The 22856-nt window shown below is 59.4% G+C and carries 1 protein-coding gene (only partly in view); it reads right to left on the bottom strand.

All coding sequences use genetic code 11. The annotated features are described in order from the left end of the window. Nucleotides 1-22856 carry the 5' portion of an InlB B-repeat-containing protein gene (locus tag B5D13_RS07985; RefSeq protein WP_159444012.1) on the bottom strand. Its footprint begins 11842 nt before the window's first position, so only the first 22856 of its 34698 coding nucleotides appear in the window; its start codon is at nucleotides 22854-22856; its stop codon lies beyond the left edge, outside the window.

The raw sequence follows: 22856 nt of genomic DNA, 5'->3' as shown, positions 1-22856 counted from the left end.
TGGCCGTTATACGAGCAGTACCAGTGGTCGAACGTACCGCCAATCATGTGGTAGCCGTTTGCCGTGAGCGCTCGGGCCTGATCGTAGCGCATGGTCATGCTAGCCGTGGATCCCCACGAGGCGCCACGATGGTTGCCCCAGCTGGGGAAGTCGGGATAGAAGACGATGGTGTACGTCGTGGGCACCCAGTGCGCGTACAGATCGAGGTCGTTCGGAGGCATCTTGAAGAGCTGGTTGGTCTGGTATTCGACCGGACCGCCCTCAGTAAGGGACCAGCCGTCCATCTTATAGCCAACGCGCGTGAACACCTTGGCCCCCATCAACCTGAAGGCCTCGTTCGTATCGTACTGGCGCACGTAGGTGTCGGGCGGCATATCGTAACCACCATTGCTGGTGTCATACATCGCCTGGGTGGGAGTGCCGCCATTGCCGTGGTACTTGATGAAGAACGGCGCGGCCTCCCACACAGCATAGAGCGTAATGGTCTTGCCCTCAGTGACCGCGAGATTGTTGACGAGAGCCATGTCGGCATAGCGGACATTCGGCTCGACCGCCGTTCCGATTCCATCCGCAGCGGTATTCCACCCGGCGAAGCGGTATCCGGTCTTGGAGAAGAGATTCTTGTTGAGAGCAGTATCACCCTGGTCGTAAACGAACGCCTGATCAGCCATCGAGCCCGAACCACCCTGGGCATCGAAGTGAATGACGTAGTTGACGGGGGCAAGAACCGCAGTAAAGGTGACGGACTCGAACCTGGTAATTGTCTTGCCATCAGGAGTGATCGTGGTGACGTACTTGCCCCAGATGTTGTAGGCGCCTATCGAAGCGTCATAGCGCCCCTTAACGGGCTTGAGGGTATAGTCGGCGCCGACGTGGTTGCCATTCTCGTCAACCCAGTACAGGAAGCGATAGCCAGCCGCGGGGGTAACCGTAGACCCCTGGGGAATGCCAGTGACGGCATCAACGTACTCGTAGGTGGGATTGGTGGTGCCGTGACCACCCTGAACGAGGACGCCACCGGAGTAGATGCCGGTAACGTAGTTGATCTGTGCGACATCCTCGACCCACTTGGCATAGAGGGTAGCAGAGGTTCCCTCGGCGTCAGACATTGCAAGGGCTTCGAACGGAATGCCGTTGTCGTACTTCGCGACGGAAGTGCCGCCGTCAAGGTTGCGATACCAGCCTTGGAACACGTAACCAGGCTTCGAGGGGTCGGGCACATCAGTGATGAGGTTGGTCTGATCCCACTCGACGTTCTTGTCAGGGCGCGGGTCACCACCAAGGCTGTCGAAGTGAAGCACGTAGTGACGGTTGGACCAGTGCGCATAAAGCGTCGTGTCCGCACCGAACATCTTGATAACCTGGCCGGGGGTATAAGCAAGCGGGCCGTCCGGGGTGAGCGACCAGCCGTCAAGGTCAGAGCCCTGACGCGAGACGGAGGAGGCGCTGGGCAGAGTTACGGACTCGCCCGTGCGAGCAACAACGGCAGCGGTAAAGCCGGATGCAAATTTTCCACCGTTCTTGTCGTAAGTAAGTACCTGGTAGCTGGGAGTCCAGACGGCCTCGAAGATGAGCGTGTGGTCGGCAACGACAGTCAGGTAGTCCATATAGTTAGGAGCGCCCACCACCGAAGTCCACTCGTTGCCGGCAAGGTCGAACCACTTCCAGCCAGCAAAGGTCCAGCCGACCTCGCCAGAAGGCTTGTCGAGGTTCTTTACGTTGGTAAGGGCTGTGTCGACGCTGCCCTGATAGTGGTAGTTCCTCGCACGACCGGAAACGTAGATTTGCTGGTTGTACGCCATGAACGCCGCCGAGCCAGACCAGATGGTGCTGCCCTGAACCGAAGCAAACGTACCATGGGCGCCGGGGCGATACGTGATGGAGAGCTGACCATAGCCCCAGGTCGCAACGAACAGCGTGTCGCCCTTAATGGTCACATCCGTCGCAGAGAAGGTAACGCCCTCCTCTTTGACACGGGAGCCATCATCCTTAGTTGTCCAAACCTCCCAGCCTTTGAAGTAGGCTGCCGCCAAGCCCGCACCCGGCGTTGGCACGACGCCAGGAATTGACGAGCTGGACGAGGCGAGATTAGAGCCATAAGTGACAGTGCCCGGGAGCGTATACGTTGTTGCGGTCAAGCCACTCGGAAGCTTCAGAAGACCGGAGGCCTGGGCGCCGGAGTAAGTGTCATCGCCGGCATCAAAGGTAACCGTATAGCTCCTAGGAATCCAATACGCATACAGGGTAATCTTGCCCGAGAAGACGGGGGACGGGTGCAAGGCGCCGCCCGTAACGTCTCCCAGGGTATCGCCATCGTTGTAGGCAAGGCTGCCATTGGGCGTGCGTGTCCAGTATCCGAAATCGTAGCCATTGCGCCTGAACTGGTTCAACGTAAGAGCTTGCGTAACGTCGAAAGTGAACGTCTGATCCGGCATGGTGCCGGTAGCGTCGACCGAGGCGCCAGAGAACACGATCGTGTACTCCTCCGCAGTCCACTGCGCATACAGGACAACATTGCCATTAGGAACCGTAGTGAGATTCCTTACCGACTGCATGTCATCGTAATGGGTTCCCGTTCCGGCCGGATCGGTGTTCCATCCCGTGAACTTGTAGCCGTCGCGGTAGATTCCAGTCTTGCCACTCCCCGTAATCGAATTAGGAACGAGCTGCATAACCTCGTCGTACGTGAAGTTCTGCTTTCCGTTCGCCCCAGGGGTCGAAACGAAGCCGATGGAGCCCGAGCCGCCATTGGGATCAAATTCCACCGTGTAGCTGATGGGTCTGAACTCCGCGCGGAACGTCATCGAGCTGGGCCAGATACCAAGCGTGGTCTTGTTTGGGAAGAAAAGCTGTCCAACCGTCTTTCCACCAGTCGAGTAAACGGTAGTGTAAGCACCAGGGTAAACGGTATCCGCGGGATAAATTGAGGGAGAATCGGGAATCTGATCGCCGGTAGCATCAAAAACCCAACGGAAGAACTCGTAGCCGTCATCGGGAACCGCGATGGAACCGAAGGGGGTCCCACTGACGACGCCAAACTTCGGTTCAGTCCACTGAGTGAAGCCGCCCAAAACCCCGGAGTTAGAGGATACGGTTCCGCCCGTATCGGCCTTATAGGTAAACTCTGCCTCGTTCTCGCTCCACTGGGCGTAAAGGTTAATGTCGGCGTTGTGCGTCCTGGCCCAGGCGGTTAGCGTAACAAGGTCGCTCACATTGAGGACGGCCCCGTTAGCGACGTCATAGGTCACACCGCTGAGGACCATGTTCGCATCGGCCCTCCATCCCGTGAAGGTATAGCCCTTTCGGACGAGATTGTAAGCAGGGAGCTGAACATATGTGCCGTACGTCACCTTCGTCGGCGCAGTGGGAACGGCGTCGCTGGAGGGCTCAAGCGTCTCTCCCAACGGCAAACCATCATAAAAGTGCAGGTTATAGTCATTGCGCACGAAGACCGCCGTAAATGTAACGGGCTTCACGTAATAGTAGAACGCGGGGCCAGAGGGTGGCGTATAGAGAATGTAAACGTTGGGATTGATGCCCCCGATGTTTGGACCTTCGATATCGCTGGTGGAGAGCGTCGAGATCTCGCTGCCAGAAACAGCGCCAGTAGACGTCCAGCTGTCATTAGTATTGACAGTCCAATGCGAGAAGTGCCATCCCGCACTGGCGGTGGCGGTAGTGCCAGTGGCATGGTCTGTCGTGCAGTCAGCGAGGAACTCGCTGTACTTGCTAAGGGTGCCACCGTTGCTGTCGGAGACGGCATAGCCGACCGTAAGCGAATACGGCGTCCACGCCGCATAGAGCGTGAGAGCGGTGCCCAAGCTGCCGGACGGAGAAGTCCCGCCAGAGGCAACCGAAAGAGACGCGCAGCGAAGCGAGGCACTCGAGGGAGTAAGAGCGGGATCGGTGGGCATGACACCGCCATTGGCCATCCACATGGCCTCACCATACGTAGTTGAGGACGTCACGAGCGTGGACAGGTCACCCTGAACAGCGGTCCAGCCGAGGAAATCATAGCCCGGCAGATAGAACGTTTCAGGACTCGACTTGGGAAGGAACGTCGAGCCCGGAGACTCCCAGCTTAGCCCCTCCTTGGAGACAAGGGAGCTGCCACCGCCCTTGGCGACGCCGCCCTCAAGGTCATAGTTCACGACATAGCCGGTCTTCACCCTCCAGACAGCGGTAACCGTCATGACAGGCAGGCCGTTAGCGTCAACGGTATCGCCGTACTTACCCGCAGGGACGTCGTGAAGGCGGAGCTTGCTTCCGACCGCATAGGTCTTTCCACCATAGGACCAACCGATGAAGTCGTAGCCCGGACGCGTATAACCGTTGCCGGGAAGCGTGATGTCGTCGCCGGCATGTGAGGTGATTGCGGCAACGTGCCCGGAGGCCTCGGGAGAGCCAGCGGTAAACTGGATGGTCGCGTTGACGTCCCGGACCCAAATCGCGTAGAGCGTCTCGTACTGCTTGACGCCGCCAACGTACACCGAGCCGGTATTGTACTCGACGGCCGGCGTGTCGACGGAAGTTGCGCCCTGGGTGGTATTCCACCAGTAGATGACGTAGCCCTCTCGGACAAAGTGGGTGGTCTTGGGGTTAGGCACGAGCTTGGTAAGTCCCTGCTCGAAGAAGACGTTGAAGTCCTGACCCTCGCCACCGTTCGCACTGAAGGTAACGAGCGTACCGTACTTCCAAACGTACGTGGTCTTCGAGATGTCGTTGCCACGCTTGGGATAGATGCTCATCAGCTGATTACTGTCAAAGTAGTCACCCTGATAGGCGCCACTCGATGCATACCACATGCCAACGCCCGTGTGCGTCAGGCGGCAGCCGACGAGGGCAGAGTTGTCGGAGACAGTAATCGAATCAAGGTTGGCAACGTTGAGACCAAGCGAGTAGTCATACGGAGCCGTCATGGTCCAGGACGAGATGTCGAGGTCGCCAATCAGGTAACGATCGAGGAACATGTTCGACGCGTCGGTCACGTTGCCGGTGTTCCAGTCGTCCATACCGACAACGCGCAGCTGAACCATCGTCGAAAGGCCGCTGTCGTTGTACATACGGAACATGTGCCTGAATCCCAAGGTGTTGGTCGTGTCGAATCCAGTGCCGTCAAAGTACTGCAGGTTGTAGAAGCCGTAGGGATTGGTGCCAGAAGGACGCGGATTGTAACCGCTCCACCAATGGTCGTTCGACCCGGCGAACCATCCGGAAAGGTCCCTCGGAGCGACGCGGCCGCCCTTGCCGTCATCACTCTTGCGCGTAATGACCCTGGTGACAGACTCAGCGTAGCCGTAGAAGGGAAGGTTGTTCTCGAGGTAGCCCTTGCTGGCGCTGTCGCCATGGCCATCCCAGTTCCTAGGACCATACTCGGTGACCACGAGGTCGAGGTCGCTTTGGTAGGAGCCGATGGTCAGGGTTCCCGTAGAGCTGTCAAAGCTCCACCAGACGTTGGGAGTCGACTTGAAGATGTTGTCCGTCGCTACGGCCGACGTATCCCAGGACCAGGAGATCTTGGACTCCCAGTTGCTCTGAAGGCCAGGGTAGATCAGCTTGAGCGAGTTGTTGGTAGCCGGCATGCCGTCACCGATGCCGCCAGTGTAAACCCATGCGCCGGCACCGGTGTGGTTGATGCCGGAATCGGAAAGACTGCCGCCTACGCCCATGATAATAACGGGCAGGTTCGCAGCCGCAGTGCCACCGAGCCAGTTCTCGGTAACCATGTGCGACATGTCCCAGCCCCAACTGTTGACGTCAAGCGTCGCAGTGAGATTGGTGTTGTACAGCATCTTCTGGATGCTGGTCGTGTTGGACGTGTCGAGCGCGTCACCATCGAAGGCGGTCATGTTCGTGTAGCCCTCGAACCAGGAGGACAGGTTGGCAGGAGCCACCTTGATACCCTGGGAGTCATCGGCCTGGAAGCTCTTGACCTCGCTCCTGCGGGAGTACCAGGGGACAGCCGTGCCGTACTCCTGGACAACAACCGAGCGTGTCGAGTCAACAACGCCGATGACCAGGTTGCCATACTCGTCAATCCTCCACCAGACGTTGGGGTTTGACGGGAAGTAGCCCTGGACGAAGGCCGAGGCGCCGTCCCAGGTCCACGTGGTAACGTCGACATCGTTTCCGGCCTTGGCGTACATCCAGACAAGGCCAGTCGTGCTCGTGGTCGAACCGTCATGTGATCCGCCGGACGCACGCCAGGTGCCCAGGTCGGAGTTGGCGTGGTCGAAGCTCGAGCCAAACAGTACCGAGCGACCGCCAAGAATGACAACATCAAGGTTCTTCGTACTGGAAGCCGCCGCCACAATGGAGCCAGAGGCGTTGGACCCGCCAAAGGCATACTGCAGGTTGGCGGCACCCATGTTCCAACCGCACAGGTCAAGCGTGCCCGTAAGAGGACGCAAGTCGTGATCGTTGAAGAACAGGTAGCGCATGTCGGTCACGCTGGCGGTGTTCCAGGCGGAGACGCCGCTCACCGTAAGCGTCGTGGCGATATTGCAGTCAGGCAGGCTGGCGTGGCTGTTGACAGAGGCGAGAAGGGCATACATGTCCGTGATGCCAGTCGTATCCAGACCAGATCCGTCAAAGGCGGCAAGCGCTGGATAGAAGCGGAACCAGCGATCAAGGCTGGCGACCTGAATCTGAGCAGTGCTCGCACTCCCCCACGTCTGGCCAGCCGCGCCCTGTCCGTCAGTCTGAACGTCGGTAATGAAGTAGTAGTAGTCATCAAACGGAAGGTTGCCACGGCCGCTCTTGCCGGAATCGCCGGTACCGGCCTCGGTGACCATGCGATTGCCCGCCGCGTCCGTAACGCCCATCTCGAGGTGGCCGTCCTTCAGGCGCCACCAGACGTTCGGGTTGGCAAAGGTGCCGCCAACCCACCAGGTGACGCCCGAGACCGTCCTGGTGTCGGGGTCGTAGTCGTATGCATAGTTGACGGCAGCGGCGTCAGGAGTCCCGGCGTTCCAGATGAACGTTCGGGTACCGCTAATCGTCGCGCCGCTGGCGGGATACATGGCCATGAGGTTCGCATGCGACAGACCGTGGAACGGATCGTTCCAGGTGTAAGTCCCGTCGATGAGCCAAGTGCCCACGCCCGTATGGGTCATCGCAGTCGAGGCGAGGATGTTCTTCTCGCCTACCGTGATCGTCTTGAGGTTGCTGGCACCCGAGAACATGTTGGTCACGGTCGAGTCGATCATGTCCCACTGGGCGAGGTCGATGGTCGAAAGGCCCGTGCAGCCATAGAACATGTTCGAGAAGTTCGTGACGCGTTCGGTGTTCCAGTGACCCGTGTTCACGAAGTCGACGAGCTTGGCGTCGTTGTAGAACATGCCAGAGAGGTCGATCGCGAGCGTTGTGTCGATACCGGAGCCGTCGAATGTGGTCAGGTTGGAAGCGCCACTGAGCCAGGAGTTCATCGTGTAGGGACGAATCATGCTCCAGGAGTCGGAGGCGCTGTAGTCGACAGAGAACGTCTTGACGTTCGCAATCTTGGCGTTCCAGGGACGTGCGCCGCCGGCGTCCGTCACGAACGTCGACTTGGCCGCGTCAAAAGCGCCAATGGTCAGGTTGCCGTCGTCATCAAGCTTCCACCAGACGTTGGGGTTCGAGTCGAAGCAGCCGCTCTTGCCTTGCGAAGCCACGAGCGCCTTGGCGTCCGTAACCTCAGTCGAGTCGTCCGCAACCCAGGTCCAGGAGATGGTTCCGTTGTCGGTGCCGACCTTGGGATAGAAGCACTTCAGGGTGGCGGTGCGCAGCAGCGTGCCGACGAACCTGCCGTCGGTACCGGCCATCCAATAGCCGGCGTTCGCGTGGCTGAGGTCGGTGTCAATCAGGACCGTATTCTGGCCCAGACGAAGGGTCTCGAGCGTTGCGAGCGCGTCGCTGCCGAACATGTACGAATGCGTTGCGCCTCTCGTATCCCAACTGGACAGGTCAAGCGTGCCGCGCACGTAGCGCGTGCCCTCGCGATAGAACAGGTAGTCCATATCGGTAACGGAGCTGACGTCCCACCCCTCGACGCCTGCAACGTAGAGGTTGACGGTCCTGCGCGTGTACCAGTTGCCCGGCACCGCGGCGAGAAGTGCGCGCATGCTCGTGGTCCCCGAGACGTCAAGGCCCGATCCGTCGAACTCAGTGAGCAGCGGGTAGAAGCGGAGCCAGTGACTCATGTTGGTAGGTTGGATGAGCCCCGCCGAGGCGGTGCCGTCAGCCTGGGTGCCAAGGGTGTTGACCTTGTAGACGAAGTTGACCAGGAAGTCGAAGGGCAGGCTTCCGCGGCCGTTTGCGTTGTTGTCGCCGCTGGTGCCGTACTCAGTGACGCTACGGTCCGCACTCGCGTCGAATACGCCCGTCTCGACGATACCATCGTGCACGTACCACCAGACGTTGGGGTTGGATGCCCAGATACCGTCAGCGCTCCAGTGGACGTTGGAGACCGTACGCGTCGAGGAATCGTAGGTGTAGGTGTAGGTAACGGGAATCGGGTCGTTATCGTTGAAGGCGGGAGCGCCATCCATGACGCCGTCACCCGTAACGTCGAAGTCGCCCTGGTACCAGACGTAGGTGCGCTTGCCCAAAGCGTTACCATCAGCAGGATACAGAGCGATGAGCTCAGCCGTACTGAACCACTTGCCCTCATCGCTCAGCCATACGCCAATGTCGGCATTGCGATGCTGGAAGCCGGCGCCCACAAGGACGACGCCATTGCCGAGGGTAAGGTACTTGACGTCGTAGCCGGCAGAGCCGGCGAGGAACGCCCCAACGTTTCCTCCGACCATATCCCAGCTGGAAATGTCGAAGCCACTGGTGATGATGGAGCCCTCATAGCCCTCGAAGACATTCGTGAAGTCGCCGATGCGTGAGGTGTCCCAGGCATCGAGGCCCGTAATGGTGATGGGGGCATTGCCCTCGGTGTTGGCAAGCTGGCTCATCGAGACCGTAAGACTCGTGTCGACACCAGAGCCATCGAAGGAGTAAAGGTTCGTGTTAGTCAGCCAGGAGGCAAGGCTGTAAGGCTGCACCTTGCCGTTGCTCTGGTCGACCGAGAAAGTCTTCACGTTGCCGCGAGATCCGTACCACGGAAGCGTGGAGCCATTCTCGATGAAGAAGTGGGACTTGGCCACATCGACAACGCCCAGGGTAAGGTTACCATCCGCGTCGCAGTTCCACCAGATGTTGGGGTTGGATGGCATGAGGCCGTTCTTGCCGTTAGCCGCCGCCCACGAGAGATCGGCCACGATGGAAGCGTCGTCGCGAGCGACCCAAATCCAAGTAAGCACACCGTTCTGGTTACCCTGGATGGGATAGTAGTCCGCAAGGCCGAGGTTCGAGAGGAGCGTGCCGGCCATGGGCCCATTGTCAAGCCTCCAGTAGCCAGAGCCGTTGTGGGCGATCGAGGACCCCGCGAGCAGGGTCTTCTGACCCAGGATGATCTTCGGGAGGTTGAACGCAGCAGACTTGGAGTCATCCCCTCCGAGGAAGAGACTGATGTTGGTCGCCTTGGTCATGTCCCAGCCGCTGATGTCAAGCTCGGTGACAAGCGTGCGGTTGAGGTGGTTGTAGAACACCGCGTAGAAGTTCGTGACGCTCGAGACATCCCAGTCCGAGACGTTCTTGACCAGTAACGTGCGCGCAAGCTGCTCGGTCGAAGCCGCGCTCTCGAGGAACTGGGACATATTGGTGAGAGTCGGTACGAGCTCGAGGCCACGACCGTCGAAGCTCACGATCTCGGGGTATAGCCTGAACCAGTGATACAGGGTGTTCGCGACGATCTTGGCAGTCGAGGCGGCGCCCCAGGTGTCGCCCGCGGCACCCTGGCCGAGCGTGTCGACGGTGTGGATGTAGTAGCGCAGGTACTCGAAGGGCAGGTCGCCATACTCACCAGAGCCCTCCGTAACGATGCGGTTGCCGGTAGCAAACGCGACGCCGAGTTCAAGAGCGCCGTCCTTTGCGCGCCACCAGACGTTCGAGTTGGAGCCAAAGACGCCATCAGCCGTCCAGTGCACGTTGGAGACCGTCCGAGTCGTAGGATCATAGGCGTACGTATAGTTGACACGTGATCCGGTTGGCGCGCCGTCAAGCTCGCCGTCGCCGTTCTCGTCGTAGAAGCCCTGGAACCAAACGTAGGTGTGGACGCCAAGGCTGTTGCCAGCCGCAGGATAGAGAGCCACGAGTTCAGCGTTGGAGAACCACTGTCCGTCGTCGCGCAGCCAGACGCCGACCTGTGCGTGAGCGAAGTCCGTACCCGCAAGAACGCTCTTGTTGCCGAGCGTGATGGAGTCGAGCTTCGAAACCTCTAGGTTGGCAAAGGCGCGCGAGCGATTAGCCGCCGTCATGTCCCACCCGGAGAGGTCGAGGTCTCCCCTAACGTAAGATCCCTGACGTCCGTTCTCCGCGCTGAAAAGCCAAGTCATATCGGTGACCTTGGTGGTATCCCAATCATGAACGTTTATGATGCTGCCCTGGCCCTGGCCGCCCATGCACAGAAACCAGTGCATGCTCGTGGTGAGCGACGTGTCAATGCCCTTGCCGTCGAACAGCGAGTACATCGATGCCAGATAGAACCAGTTCTCCATCGTGAGCGGCTGAATCTTTCCGCCCCGACCGTCATCAGACGTCTGCGAGATGATGCTCCTTATGCTTCCGTTGCTGCTTGCGAAGCCAGTCTCGGTGACGATGCGGGACAGGGCCGTGTAGAACGAGCCGAGCGTCATCTTGCCTTCTGCATCAATGCTCCACCAGACGTTGGCATTGGAGGCGAAGATGCTCGGAGCCGTCGCCGTCGCGTCCCAGATCCAGGTGACGTCACCAATGACGGAGCCATTGTTTCCAATCGCAGCGGACGTGGGCAGGTAGAGCGTTACAAGGCCCGCGGTAGAGGTCGTGAACCCGCTGGAAAGCACGGAGTTGGTGGCCTTCCATGCACCCTTGCCGTCAGAGCCGGCCGCCTTCGTAAGTCCAGTTCCAGCCAGGATCACATTGCCGTTCGCCTTGATTCCGGTGAGTTTGGCACCGGCGGTGCCCGCAAGCATGTTCGTGAGGTCGACTTTGGTGAAGTCGAAGTTGGAGTTCGTGAGGTCGAGCGTTCCGGTCAGGCCAGTCCCCGAGAACGTAGCATTGAGCGAAGTCGTCGCAGACAGATCGAGTTTGGAGAGATCGACCGTAGCCAGGTTGCTCGCCCCAGCAAACCAGCTAGCCATAGACATGGGGGCAACCTTCCCGTTCGCGGAGTTCGCGGAGAAGGACTTGACCTCGGCCCTGCGAGAGTACCAGGGAACGCTGGTACCAGTCTCAGTGACCGTAAGCGGAGAGTTGGGATCGAAGGCACCCACGATGAGATTGCCGCTCGCGTCGAGCGTCCACCAAACGTTGGCGTTCGAGGCGAAGGTGCCAATGTCGGGCGTCGCGGTGGAATCCCACTTCCAGGTAACCGTGCCAAGCGAGTTGCCCACCTGAGGATAGAGACTCATGAGCTGAGCGCTGGTGAGTGCCTTACCAGCAAAGATGCCAGACTGAGCGACCCAGGCGCCCGAACCATTATGGCGGATGTTGGTTCCCAGGAGAACGTCGTCGTTGTCCAGAGTGATGGAATCGACGTTTCCGGTCGAGATTGCAAGCATGTTGGTAACGTTTATGGCCCTGGTGTCCCAATCCCAGCTAGCCATGTTAACGTTGCCGGTGAACGAGACACCCGTCAGAGCGTTGACCGCAGAGCTGCACTGCGAGAGATCGAGACCATGACCGTCAAACGCAGTGAGCTTCGCGCTGGCACCGCTCGTCAGAGTGAGATTGGCCATGGTAACGGTAGCGGTATGCCCATCCGTTAGGCCATCAAGCTGGAAGATAAGGTAGTAGTACCCAGCGTTTGTCACGGTGAAGGTCGTGGAACCATGTCTTACGCCGGAGCCGGTCATCTGGATCGCTCCGATGGCGGAACCGCTATGCCCGCCGTAGCCAACAGCATGTACGCCAGAGTCGACCTCAAGCCACATGCCGCCGAAGGGGGCAGTGTAGTCAAGCGAGAGGAAGTAGTCCGTAGCAGGAAGGTATATGCGAGTGTAGAGTACGGCAATACCATTCGCGCCATTCATGGTGATGGTGCTGTCCGTATAGGACTGCAGGCCCATTGCGCTACGGCTCCAGGTGCCGGGAAGGGCCTGGTCACCGGTGAGCATATTACCGCTGAACCAGCCATCGAGCGTCTTCGGAAGGATTCGCCCGTTCGACTCGTCGACGTCAAACGTCAGGACGCTACCTGCAATGTCAGCCCAAGGAAGATGCGCGCCGTTTTCTGTCACCACACGCGAGAGCGAGGAGTCAAAGGCGCCGATGGTGAGGTTGCCGCTGGCGTCAACGTTCCACCAGACGTTCGCGTTGGAGCCGAAGACGTTGCTCAGCTCACCCGCTGTCCAATTCCAAGTGATGGGACCATACTCGTTGCCTCCGACACCATAGAACGCGACAAGCTGAGCGTTCGTCAGCTTTGCTCCAGCAAGCTTACCGTCCTGGGCAGCCCATGCACCGCCGGACTTCGAAAGAGCGGCGCCTGTGAGGACAGAGTCAGACTTGAGCTTGAGGGTGGTCGCAGGAGTCAGCCTGAACTCATTCGTTACCGAGGTGGTCTTGGAGCAGTCGAGTCCCGTGAGGTCGACGGACGAGAGCTGCGAGCCGCCCTCGGAGCCCGTCTCACAGAAGAGGATGTCCTTAATCGTGAAGTACTCATAGGCTCCATTGTTGGGGTCAAGATCAATAGCGATGTAGAACGTTCCAGTGTAAGAGGGCCTCAGCGTACGGTCGAAGGTCACAAGTGAGGTGTTGCCCGGATACAGATAGTCGGACATGATGTTGCCGCTGTTGTTCGAGGTATTAGGTCCAATCCAGATGGGAAGGTTGGTCTTCTCGCCCCTCACGAAGGCATACTGGAAGCGAAGGCGATAAGTGACGTTGGCGTCAAGAACAACGGCAATGTACATCTCGGATTGCTCGCCAGAGTTCCAGTCGCGCATCCCGTAGGTGTCACCATCGGCGGTGAAGTCCATTCCGGCCTTGCTCCAGTTGCTGAAACTCGAAACCGCCGAGAAGGTCTTGCGCGTCGCAAACCAGCTGTCGAGCTTGAGGGGCTGAACCATGCCATGATCAGTGTTCGCCGAGAAGGACGTGACCTCACCCATGCGATGCGCCCACGGCAGGGAATCGCCGTACTCGGAGACCTCGAGAGACTGGTTCTCGTCGTAGGCGCCAATGGTGAGGGCGCCATTCTCGAGCTTCCACCAGACGTTGTAGTTGGACTCAAAGGTGTTCGGGCGGTTGTTCGTCCAGGTCCAAGTGTTGGCACCAAGAGAGTTGCCGCTAGCGGAGTAGATCTTCTGCAGGGTCGAGTTGTAGACTCCGCGACCACTGAGCGGGCCATTGCTCGCAACCCAGGAACCAACGCCAGAGCGAGAAAGACCCGTACCGGCGAGGACCGACGTGTCGTCAACCGTAATGTACTCGAGCTTGGCCGCATGCTCCAAGATGTTGGAGACAACGGCTCCGGTTACCTTAACTCCCGTGAAATCGATGGCCGTCAGCTCCGTGGACATGCGCTCGAAGTGCCAGACCTCGGCGTAGGTGAAGGTGCCGTTGCTGGGCGTACGCGCTCCGTTGTCGGCGATGCGCGTGTTCCTCATGCCATCCCAGCCGCCATTGGTCCAGTAGCGAACGGGATTGTACTGCTCGGCCGTACCTCCCTTTAGGTCTACGGATTGGTTGAGGTTCTGCGTCGAGGTAATGACAATCCTGTTGTAGGGCGAGGTGCTCAGGTTAACCAGCTGCCACTTGGCGTTTCCGTCAAGGGCGCCGCCGTGGTACCCCGCATCGGTGCTTGCTCCCGTGTAACGCATGTAGGTGCCGTATCCGCTAAGAAGCGTGTAGGCACCGCCGATGTTGGTGACCGTCCAGTCAACCTTGACGTCGGAGGGAACGTTGTCCTGGGAGACCAGGACAAGCGTGTTGTTGCTGCGCGCGCCCAGGTACCAGCGCACGCCATAGTAGTTGAAGTGAATCCTGTATACGCCGTCCACGATGGCGTTGCGGTCCTCGAACCAAAGAGACATCGTGGTCGGCTCAACCTTGCCGTAGGTCGGGTCAGACGCGAACGAGGTAATCTGCGTGCGCTTGCCAGCCCAAGGCACCGACTGCCCGTCCTCGGTGACGACGTGGCTGATGGCGGTATCGAAGGCACCGATCGTCAGGTTGCCATAGTCGTCCATCGTCCACCAGATGTTGGGGTTAGAGGCAAACAGGTTGGTGGGAGCCGTGGCGGCGGTATCCCAGTACCAGGTCTGCACGCCGTAGTCGTTTCCAGCCGAGGGATAGATCTGCATGAGCCTCGGGCTCGAGACTATCAACGTGCCGCTCACACGCCTCCATGCACCATCCTCGTCGGCATTGGCGATGCCCGTACCGGCCAGAACGGTGTTGTCGTTAACGGTGAGGTTGGTGACGTTCTTGAGGGCGGTGCCGGAGAACATGTTGTCGACAGTCTTGCCCCTGAGATCCCAGCCCCACGACGCAACGTCAAGGGCGCCCGTCAGGTTGGTGTCGGTAAACATGCCAGAAAAGTCCGTAACGCCACTGACATCGAGGCCTTTGCCGTCGAAGTGCGACAGGAACGAGTTGCCGAGGAACCAATGATAGAGCGTCGTGGGCTCGACCTTTCCGTTCGTCATGTTGACGCCAAAGTCCCTCACACTCTCGCGCTCAACGTACCAAGGAAGCCTCTCGCCCGTCTCGGTAACCACGCGAGAAAGCTCGGGGTCGATGATGCTCAGGGTAATTTTGCCGGTTCCCGCATTGAAGTCCCACCTGACATTTGGGTTGGAAGCGAAGACGTTGGGGGTGTTCACGTCAGCATCCCAGACCCAAATCTGCTCTCCGTAGGGGTTGCCAGCCTTCGGATACAGCTGCCTCAGACCATCAGACGAGGCAATCATCGTGCCCGCGGTACGACGCCAGACGCCAACGCCACTCGTCGTACCCGTTCCAGCCTCGGTCGCGGAGTGATAGAAGGAACTGCCGGCAAGAACGGTCTTGGAGCCCAGAACGAGCCGGCCAACGCTATCCATAATGCCGCCGCCAAAGGCTCCCGTCAGCAGGGCCTTTGACATATCCCAACCAGAAATGTTGAAGTCCCCGGCGAGGTAGCTCCTACCGTTAGAGGCAATGGAGATGATGTTGGTCATGTCCGTCACCTTGGAGGTCTCCCAATTGGAGACGCCGGTGATGTTCAGGGTCACCGCGGCGTATCCGTCAGCAGCCTCGTTAAAGAGGAAGTTGCGCATGTTGGTGACGTTCTGAACGTCAAGTCCAGAACCGTCGAAGCTCGTGAGGCAGACGGCGGTGTGGAACCAGTCCTGAAGCGATGCGGGCTGAATCTTACCTTTCGTCGCGGCATCAACGACCGAGAAGGACGTGATCTTCTTGTTCCAGATGTTCCAAGGAAGCTTGTCACCGTACTCGGTAACCTCATGGGACTTCGAGGCGTCGTGGGCGCCGATGGTAAGAGCGCCGGTAGTCGCATCGTACTTCCACCAGATGTTGTCGTTGGAAGCAAAGACGCCCTCCTGGGGAGCCGTTGCCCAATTCCATATCGTGGCGCCAAGGTCATTACCGGCGGCAGGATACAGCCTGATGAGCTGAGCGGTGGTGACGGAACGACCGTTATAGGTGCCACCGGAGGCAACCCAATAGCCACCGTCAACGTGCGTGAATCCAGTCCCCTCAAGAACCGAGTCGTTATCCAGAACAATCCTGGACAGGTTGCTCGTCGCAGTCCCGGCAAAGAGCCCGCTCACAGGAATGCTCGTGGTATCGACGTTCCAAGAACTCATCGGCAGGGTGCCTTCAAGAACGGTTCCGGAGAGCGCGTTCGCGAGGCTCGATATGCCGGAGAGATTGAGATCTTCGAACTTCGCGGTCTCCAGGACAGAGCAGCCAGAGAACCAGCCAGAGAGATTGATAGGAGCAACCTTGCCGTTGGTAACGTTGGGGGCAAAACTGATGAAGTTGTTCCTTAGCGAATTCCAGGGGACGGAGGTACCGTACTCAGCAACAGTGAGCGAGCGAGATGCACTCTCGGCACCAATCACGAGCGTGCTTCCATCAATCTTCCACCAGATGTTGGGATTGCTCATGAATACGCCGTTGGCACCCGCAGGGACGGTCGCAGTGCCGTTGGCAATCCAAGTCCAGGTCTGAATGCCAAGATCATTGCCGCCGGCACGGTACATCGCAAGGAGCTGCTCGGTCGTCACGCGTACGTTGAGGTACGTGCCGCTCGTGCACGCCCACACACCGGGAGAGAGACGGGCAAAGCCAGATCCTTGGAGCACGACACCATTGCCCAAGATGAGGGTAGTGACGCCGTCCATGTTGTCCTTGTTATCGTAGCTGAACGCATAGGCGACGCTGCCGTGGGTCATGTCCCAGTCGTGCAGGTCAAGCGCCCCGACGATGACATGGTTGTCATCGGACGAGCCATCGAAGGCAACCGTAAGATCGGACTCAAAGGTGCCGTAGAAGCTCGTGACGCTCGAGGTGTTCCAGTTGCCGATGTTGCGCAGCTCGAGGTTCTTCGGGCCATCGTCGAACAGCTGCGCCATGGTGGTTGTCTTGGAGGTGTCGAAGCCCGACCCGTCAAACAGGCCGAGAATCTTGTATCCCTCGAACCAGCTCTCAAGGTTAAGCGGCTGGATGGCGCCGGCAGAGGCATTGCCGCTGCCGTCAACGCCGGAGGTCGCAACAGAAGAGATAAAGTCACGCAGGTAGAACCAGGGAAGCGTCGAGCCACCGGTGTTGTCGCGCGAGCCATGTTCGGTCACCTCGCGACTTGCCGATGCGCTGGCGTCGGTCACGCCAAGGTTAAGCTTGCCATCCTTCAGGAACCACCAGACATTCGGATTGGCAAAGGTGCCACCGACCCACCAGCTGACGCCGGAAACCGTCCTCGTATCCGGGTCGTAGTCATAGCGGTATGTGACGGTCCGAGAGTCGGGGAGGTCCTTGACCCAGACAAAGGTGCGCCCACCGCCCAGAGCAGCATCAGTCGCCGCAGGATAGAGAGCCTGCAGCTCCGCCGTATTGCCGTGCCAGGGATTGGCGGAGTCCTGCCCAAGCCAGACGCCAACGCCGCTGTGGGTAAGTCCGGTACCGGTAAGTACGACCTTCTCACCTACGGTGAACGTGTCGAGGTTTGACATGTATGTGAACATCGAATCAATCAGCGGCACCGAGGAACGGTCGGGGTTAGCGTCACCATAGGCCTTGTCGTCCCAGTTGGAGATGTCCAGGCTCTTGAGTGCGCTGCAACCCATGAACATCTCGCGGAAGTCCGTGGTCGAGCCCGTGTCCCACCCGGCGACGCCGTCGATGGTCTCGAGCTTCGCGCAGTCGCGGAAGAGCGCGACCATCGTGCGCGTGTGAGAGGTATCGAGGCCGGAACCGTCAAAGTAGACGAGATTGCTGTAGTAGCCGTCGTAGCGATAGCGAGAATTGCAGAACCAGGCATACATGTCCCAAGGCATGACCTGGGGCTTGCCCGACTCGGGAGTCGTAACGATGCGCTTGATGGCGCCACTGGCAAGGGCGTTGGAACCGTACAGCCAGGGCAGCAGGTCGCTCCCCTGCCCGGTATGGGCAAGTCCCTCGGTAACGATGGTGGGTCTGCCGGCGTCGTACACTCCGATGGTGAGGGTTCCGGAGTCGTTGTCGAAGTCCCACCACACGTTGGGATTGGACGCGAACACTCCCCTCTTGCCGGGAATGGTCACGCCGGAGACCGTGAGCCCCTCGACGAACGTCCAGGTGATGGACCCAAGGCCCATGCCGTTGCCACCCCTCTGATACAAGTAGTAGAGGGTGGAGGTGGGAAGCTGGCCACCGCGATAGGTTCCGGACTCGGCCTGCCAGAGTCCGGTGCCCGCCTTGGCGAACATGCTTCCCTCAAGCACGCCGTTGCTACCAAGGACAATCACCTGGAGATTGCGGGCGGAGCTCGCCACTCCCCCAACGTTGGGGCCGTAGAACATGTTCTGGACGTTAGCGCGAGTGAGGTCCCATCCGCTCAGGTCAAGAATGCCCAGCAGGGAGCGCGTGGCGGAGCTAGTGATGTCGGCAAACATCCAGCGGGCGTCGCGAAGGCTCGAGGTGTTCCAGTCCTCGACGCCAGTAACCATCAGATTCTGGGCAATGGAACTGCCAGAAGAGCTCGCGAGGAAGGCGTACATGTCGGACACAAGGGAGACGTCGAGTCCCGCGCCATCGAACTTGTAGAGCGCGGGATACAGGCGGAACCACCTGTTCATGGTCAGGGGCACGATCTTCTCGGTGGAAACGGAGCTAACAGTGGCCACACTGCGAATGTACTTGTAAAGGAAGTCGAACGGAAGGTTGCCGCGACCCGTAGCATTGGTGGCATCCGAGCTTCCGCCCTCGCTAATCCGGAAGTCGAGGGAGTTGACGATGCCGTCACCCGTGACGTCCACAGGAGAAGCGACTACGTTCATCGTGACAGCGCCGTCCTTAGCGTGCCACTCGACGTTGGGATTCGAATCAAAGGTTCCCGCGGCGGTCCAGCTGACGACCGAAACGGTGCGACGCACATCGCTGTAACCATACGTGTAAGTCACGCTGGCATCCGAGGGGGCACCGTCGGGAATGCCATCCCCGTTCGCGTCCTCGTTGCCCTGGAACCAGACATAGACGTGCTTGCCAAGCATGTTACCGCCAGCGGCGTACAGTGCGATGAGGTCGGCGGTCGAGCCATGCCAGTTGCGGTCGTCGCGCAGCCAAACGCCATCAGCCGCGTAATCGTGGCTGAAGCCGGTGCCGACAAGAACGCTGCCGTCGCCAAGGCGAATCCACTTGAGGGAGGCGGCGGCGTTACCGGACAGGAAGTTCGAGACGTCGGCGCCGACCATGTTCCAGCTGGAGATGTCGAGGCCACCGGTGATGCGCGACCCCTGCGAACCGTCAGCGAAGTACGTGTAGGTCGTCACGCGAGAGGTGTCCCAGGCCTCGGTCCCCTTGAGCTCGAAGGTGTTGTTGGAGCCAGAATCGAGGAAGGAATACAGGCTGATGGCGAGGGAGGTGTCGATGCCCGAACCGTCGAAGCTCTCCATGTAGCGCCCGCTGTTGTTGCCGGCGCCCTCGAGCGAGTAGGGCTGGATCTTTCCGTTGGTAGCATCCGCGTAGAACGAGCGAACGACCTTTCCGTACCACGGGAGACTCGCGCCATGCTCCGTGAAGAAGCGAGACTTCGCGGGGTCGATGACGCCCATGCTGAGGGCGCCAAGGGTCTCGTCGAGCTTCCACCAGATGTTGGGGTTGGAAGCGAGCACGCCCGATTTGCCATCGGGAACGGCAATGTCGGAGGCGGGAAGATCGGCAGCGTCAATCCATTCCCACTCGATTACGCCATTGGTGTTTCCGACCCTAGGATAGTATGCAACGAGCGCCTGGCTCGAGAGGAGCGTACCAGAAAGTGTTCCAGAGACGGCCTTCCAGTAGCCCGTTCCCCCGTGTGCGAAGGCCGTGCCGATAAGAACCGTGTTGTTGCTCAAGATGATTTTGCTAAGGCCGCGAACCGAGGAGCCAGAGGTAGTCCCCTGCCCGCCGGTGTTGAAGATGGGCCAGGTTGACCAGGAGGCACCCCTCATGTCCCAGCCGCCAATGTCCAGGGTCCCGGACACAAGTCGCGAGCCCGAACCGTCGCGCAGGAGCGCGTTCATGTCGGTCACCGAGGAGACGTCCCAATCCGCCACGCCGGAAACCGTGAGCGTGCGAGCAGAGGTGGCGGTCGCGGTTTCGATGTGCTGCAGGAATCCAAACATGTCCGTAACCGCAGAGACATCCATGCCGGAACCGTCAAAGGACTCGAGAAGCGGGTAGTAGCGCAGCCAGCAGCGCAGACTCGTGGGCTTTACCTTGATGGTCGCATTGCCCGCGAGATCCGTTGCTACGGACGAGAAGGACTTGATGGAATCACGATAGTAGCCCTCGAAGGGAAGGTTGCCTCTGTCGCCCCCAGACTCTGTGACGACGCCGGTCTCGCCAAATGCCGTGCCGTCGTCATAGGTACCAATCAGCACCTTGCCGGTGTCGACCTCAAACTTCCACCAGACGTTGTCGTTCGAGGCGAAGGTTCCTCCCATGTAGCCGTCGTACCACTGCCAGACGGTGTCGCCAATGGCAAGCTTTGCGCCATTCACGCCGTAGAACGCGACAAGCTGCGGAGTGCGCAGGAAGCGGCCGGCGTACCCGCCGTTCGTCGCATACCACGCGCCGTCGTCGGCATGGTTGAAGCTGGCGCCGGTAAGCACGCAGCCATCGCCCAAGACCAGAAAGTCGATCACGGACGTGGCGTTTCGGAACGCGTTCGCATAACCCTTCCCGACCATGTTCCAAGAATGAATGTCGAGCGTAGATGCCTCCCCAAGGGCTTGAGAGCCAGCTGCGTTCGAATCAAACACAGACGAGAAGGACGTGACGTTTGAGGTGTCCCAGCTGCCCACATTGGTGACTGCAAGAGGACCCGCATGGTCAAGGAACATGTTCGCGAAGCTCGTCGCGAGGGAGGTGTCGAAGCCACTTCCGTCGAATGAGGCAAGGCTCGCGTACGCAAGACCAAGACGCCAGTCCAGCGTACGAGGCTTAATCTTTGCCGCGGACGAGGTGCCGTCCGTCACGATGGAGGTGATGTCCGCCGCGTGGGTCGCGAAGGGAAGGTTGCTGTAATTCTCGGTAATGATGCTATTCTCCCCCACCGTGGACGCGTTGGTGAAGACGCCCATCTCGAGGGTTCCCGTAGCGGTGTCAAACGTCCACCAGACGTTGGGGTTGGAAGCAAAGGTGCCGCCAAGGTATCCGGGCACCCAGATCCAAGTGGTCTGGCCGATTGCGAACCTTGCCCCCGTCGTCCCGTAGAGCGAGACGAGCTCCGCAGTGCGAAGGTGACGACCGTCAAACAGGCCGCCAGACGCAAGCCACGCGCCATCATTGGTGCGGCTGAAGCCGGAGCCGGTGAGGACGACCTTGTCGCCCAAGATAAGCGTAGTGATAGAGTCCATCCAGCTAGCATTGTCGCCCGAGCCCAGGAACATGCCGGAGACATTGCCCCTTGTCATGTCCCATCCATGGATGTCAAGCTCGCCAGTCAGCGCGTTTGAGGTGCTGTCGGCATCAAACGCCTCCAGGAAGGAGGTTACCTTCGAAGTATCCCAGTCGCCGACGTTGACGACAGTGAGCGCCGGGTGCGCGTCATCGAACAGCTGAGCAAAAGAGGTGCAAGCAGAAGTGTCAAGCCCAGCCCCGTCGAAGTACTCGAGCGTCACGCAACCCTCGAACCACCCGCGGAGAGTGGTGGGTTTGATCTTTCCGTTCGATCCTGAACCCATCGTGTTGACGCGAACGATGTACTCGCGCAGCTTTGCCCAGGGGGTCGTGGCGCCGTACCAGTCATCGTTTATGCCGCCGTAGACGCTAACCGTCACGTCCCCGTCAGGGTCCTCAACACCCATCTCGAGCGTACCAGACACGAGCCTCCACCAGACATTCTTGGAGGGATTGAGGAAGCCTGCGGCACTCCATCTGACGTTGTAGACGGTCTTCGTGTCGGGGTCGAAGTCATAGCTGTAGATGACGTCATTTCCATCAGGGCCGCCAGGGAACCACACATAGGTGACCACCCCGTAGTCCTTCGTAACCGTAGTGCCGTCCTGATAGCGGTTCATGAGGTCCTGGCTCGATCCATGCCAGCCATCGCTGCCGAGCCAGACGCCAACGCCCTCGTGAGAGAACTGCGTGCCGGAAAGACGGCAGTCGTCGCCGAGTGTAATGGACGAAAGCTTGCCGGCGGAACCAAACGTGAACGTTGGATAAGGCGTGAGGATGCCATCGCCAAGCATCGTCCAGCTGTGGATGTCAAGGTCTCCCGAGAGGGGGCGCACGGCATACTGGTCGTGGAAAACACGACCCATCTCGAGGATCTCCTCCGAGCCCGTCGCGACCATTCCCGTAGTGACCCAGTCGCCCGTGCCCGTGACGGCGAGGCTCTCGACGTTGCAGGTCTGGAGCGTGTACTCAAGCCACCCGGCGAAGACGGTCGTGTCCGTGGTGTCGATACCAGAACCGTCAAACGAAGACATGTTGGGGCAATCGCGGAACCAGTTGAACAGCGTGGTCGGCTTGATCTTGCCCTGGCTCTTGCGTCCGTTGGTCACGACCTTGTTGATCTTGGTGGAGCCACGCATGAAATCGGGCGCATACACACTTGCACTTCCAGAGGAGCTCACGAGCCCCATCTCAAGCGTGCCGTCAGCATAGAGCTCCCAGTAGACGTTGGGGTTATCCCCGACGGTACCAGACTCCAGAATATCCGTCTTCCAGATGGCATACAGAGCAACCGGAGCCTTGACCAGCAGGGTATCGCCAGCCCCATAGGAGACGCCGACGTCATTGGGGTCGGTACTCCAATGGTCGAAGCTCATGGTCGCGGTGTTATACGAATACGTGGCCATAGGACACGTCTGAACCGAGACCGAAGTGTTGTAATCCGCACGTTGGGCAATGGAACCCGACCAAGTTGACCCATCGAGCGTATTCGAGACGTACGTAACGTCGTACGAATCAATAGCCCAAACGGTATAGAAGGTTGTATCTGCGTTGATGCGGAAGCGCGTGTAGCCAGGCGCATACAGAACTGCACCACCGAGCGTGTCCGACCACCCGATGAGGTGGTAGCCCTCGCGGTAGACATAGCCCGCAGAAGGCAGAAGCACGCCCGTGTTCGGCGCGAACTCCGTCTGCAT

This window comes from Olsenella sp. KH1P3 (genome assembly GCF_900167315.1).
In the GTDB taxonomy this organism is placed as follows: Bacteria; Actinomycetota; Coriobacteriia; order Coriobacteriales; family Atopobiaceae; genus Olsenella_J; species Olsenella_J umbonata_A.
Note: the sequence above shows the minus strand (reverse complement) of the source record. Positions and strands in the feature narration are given on the sequence as shown.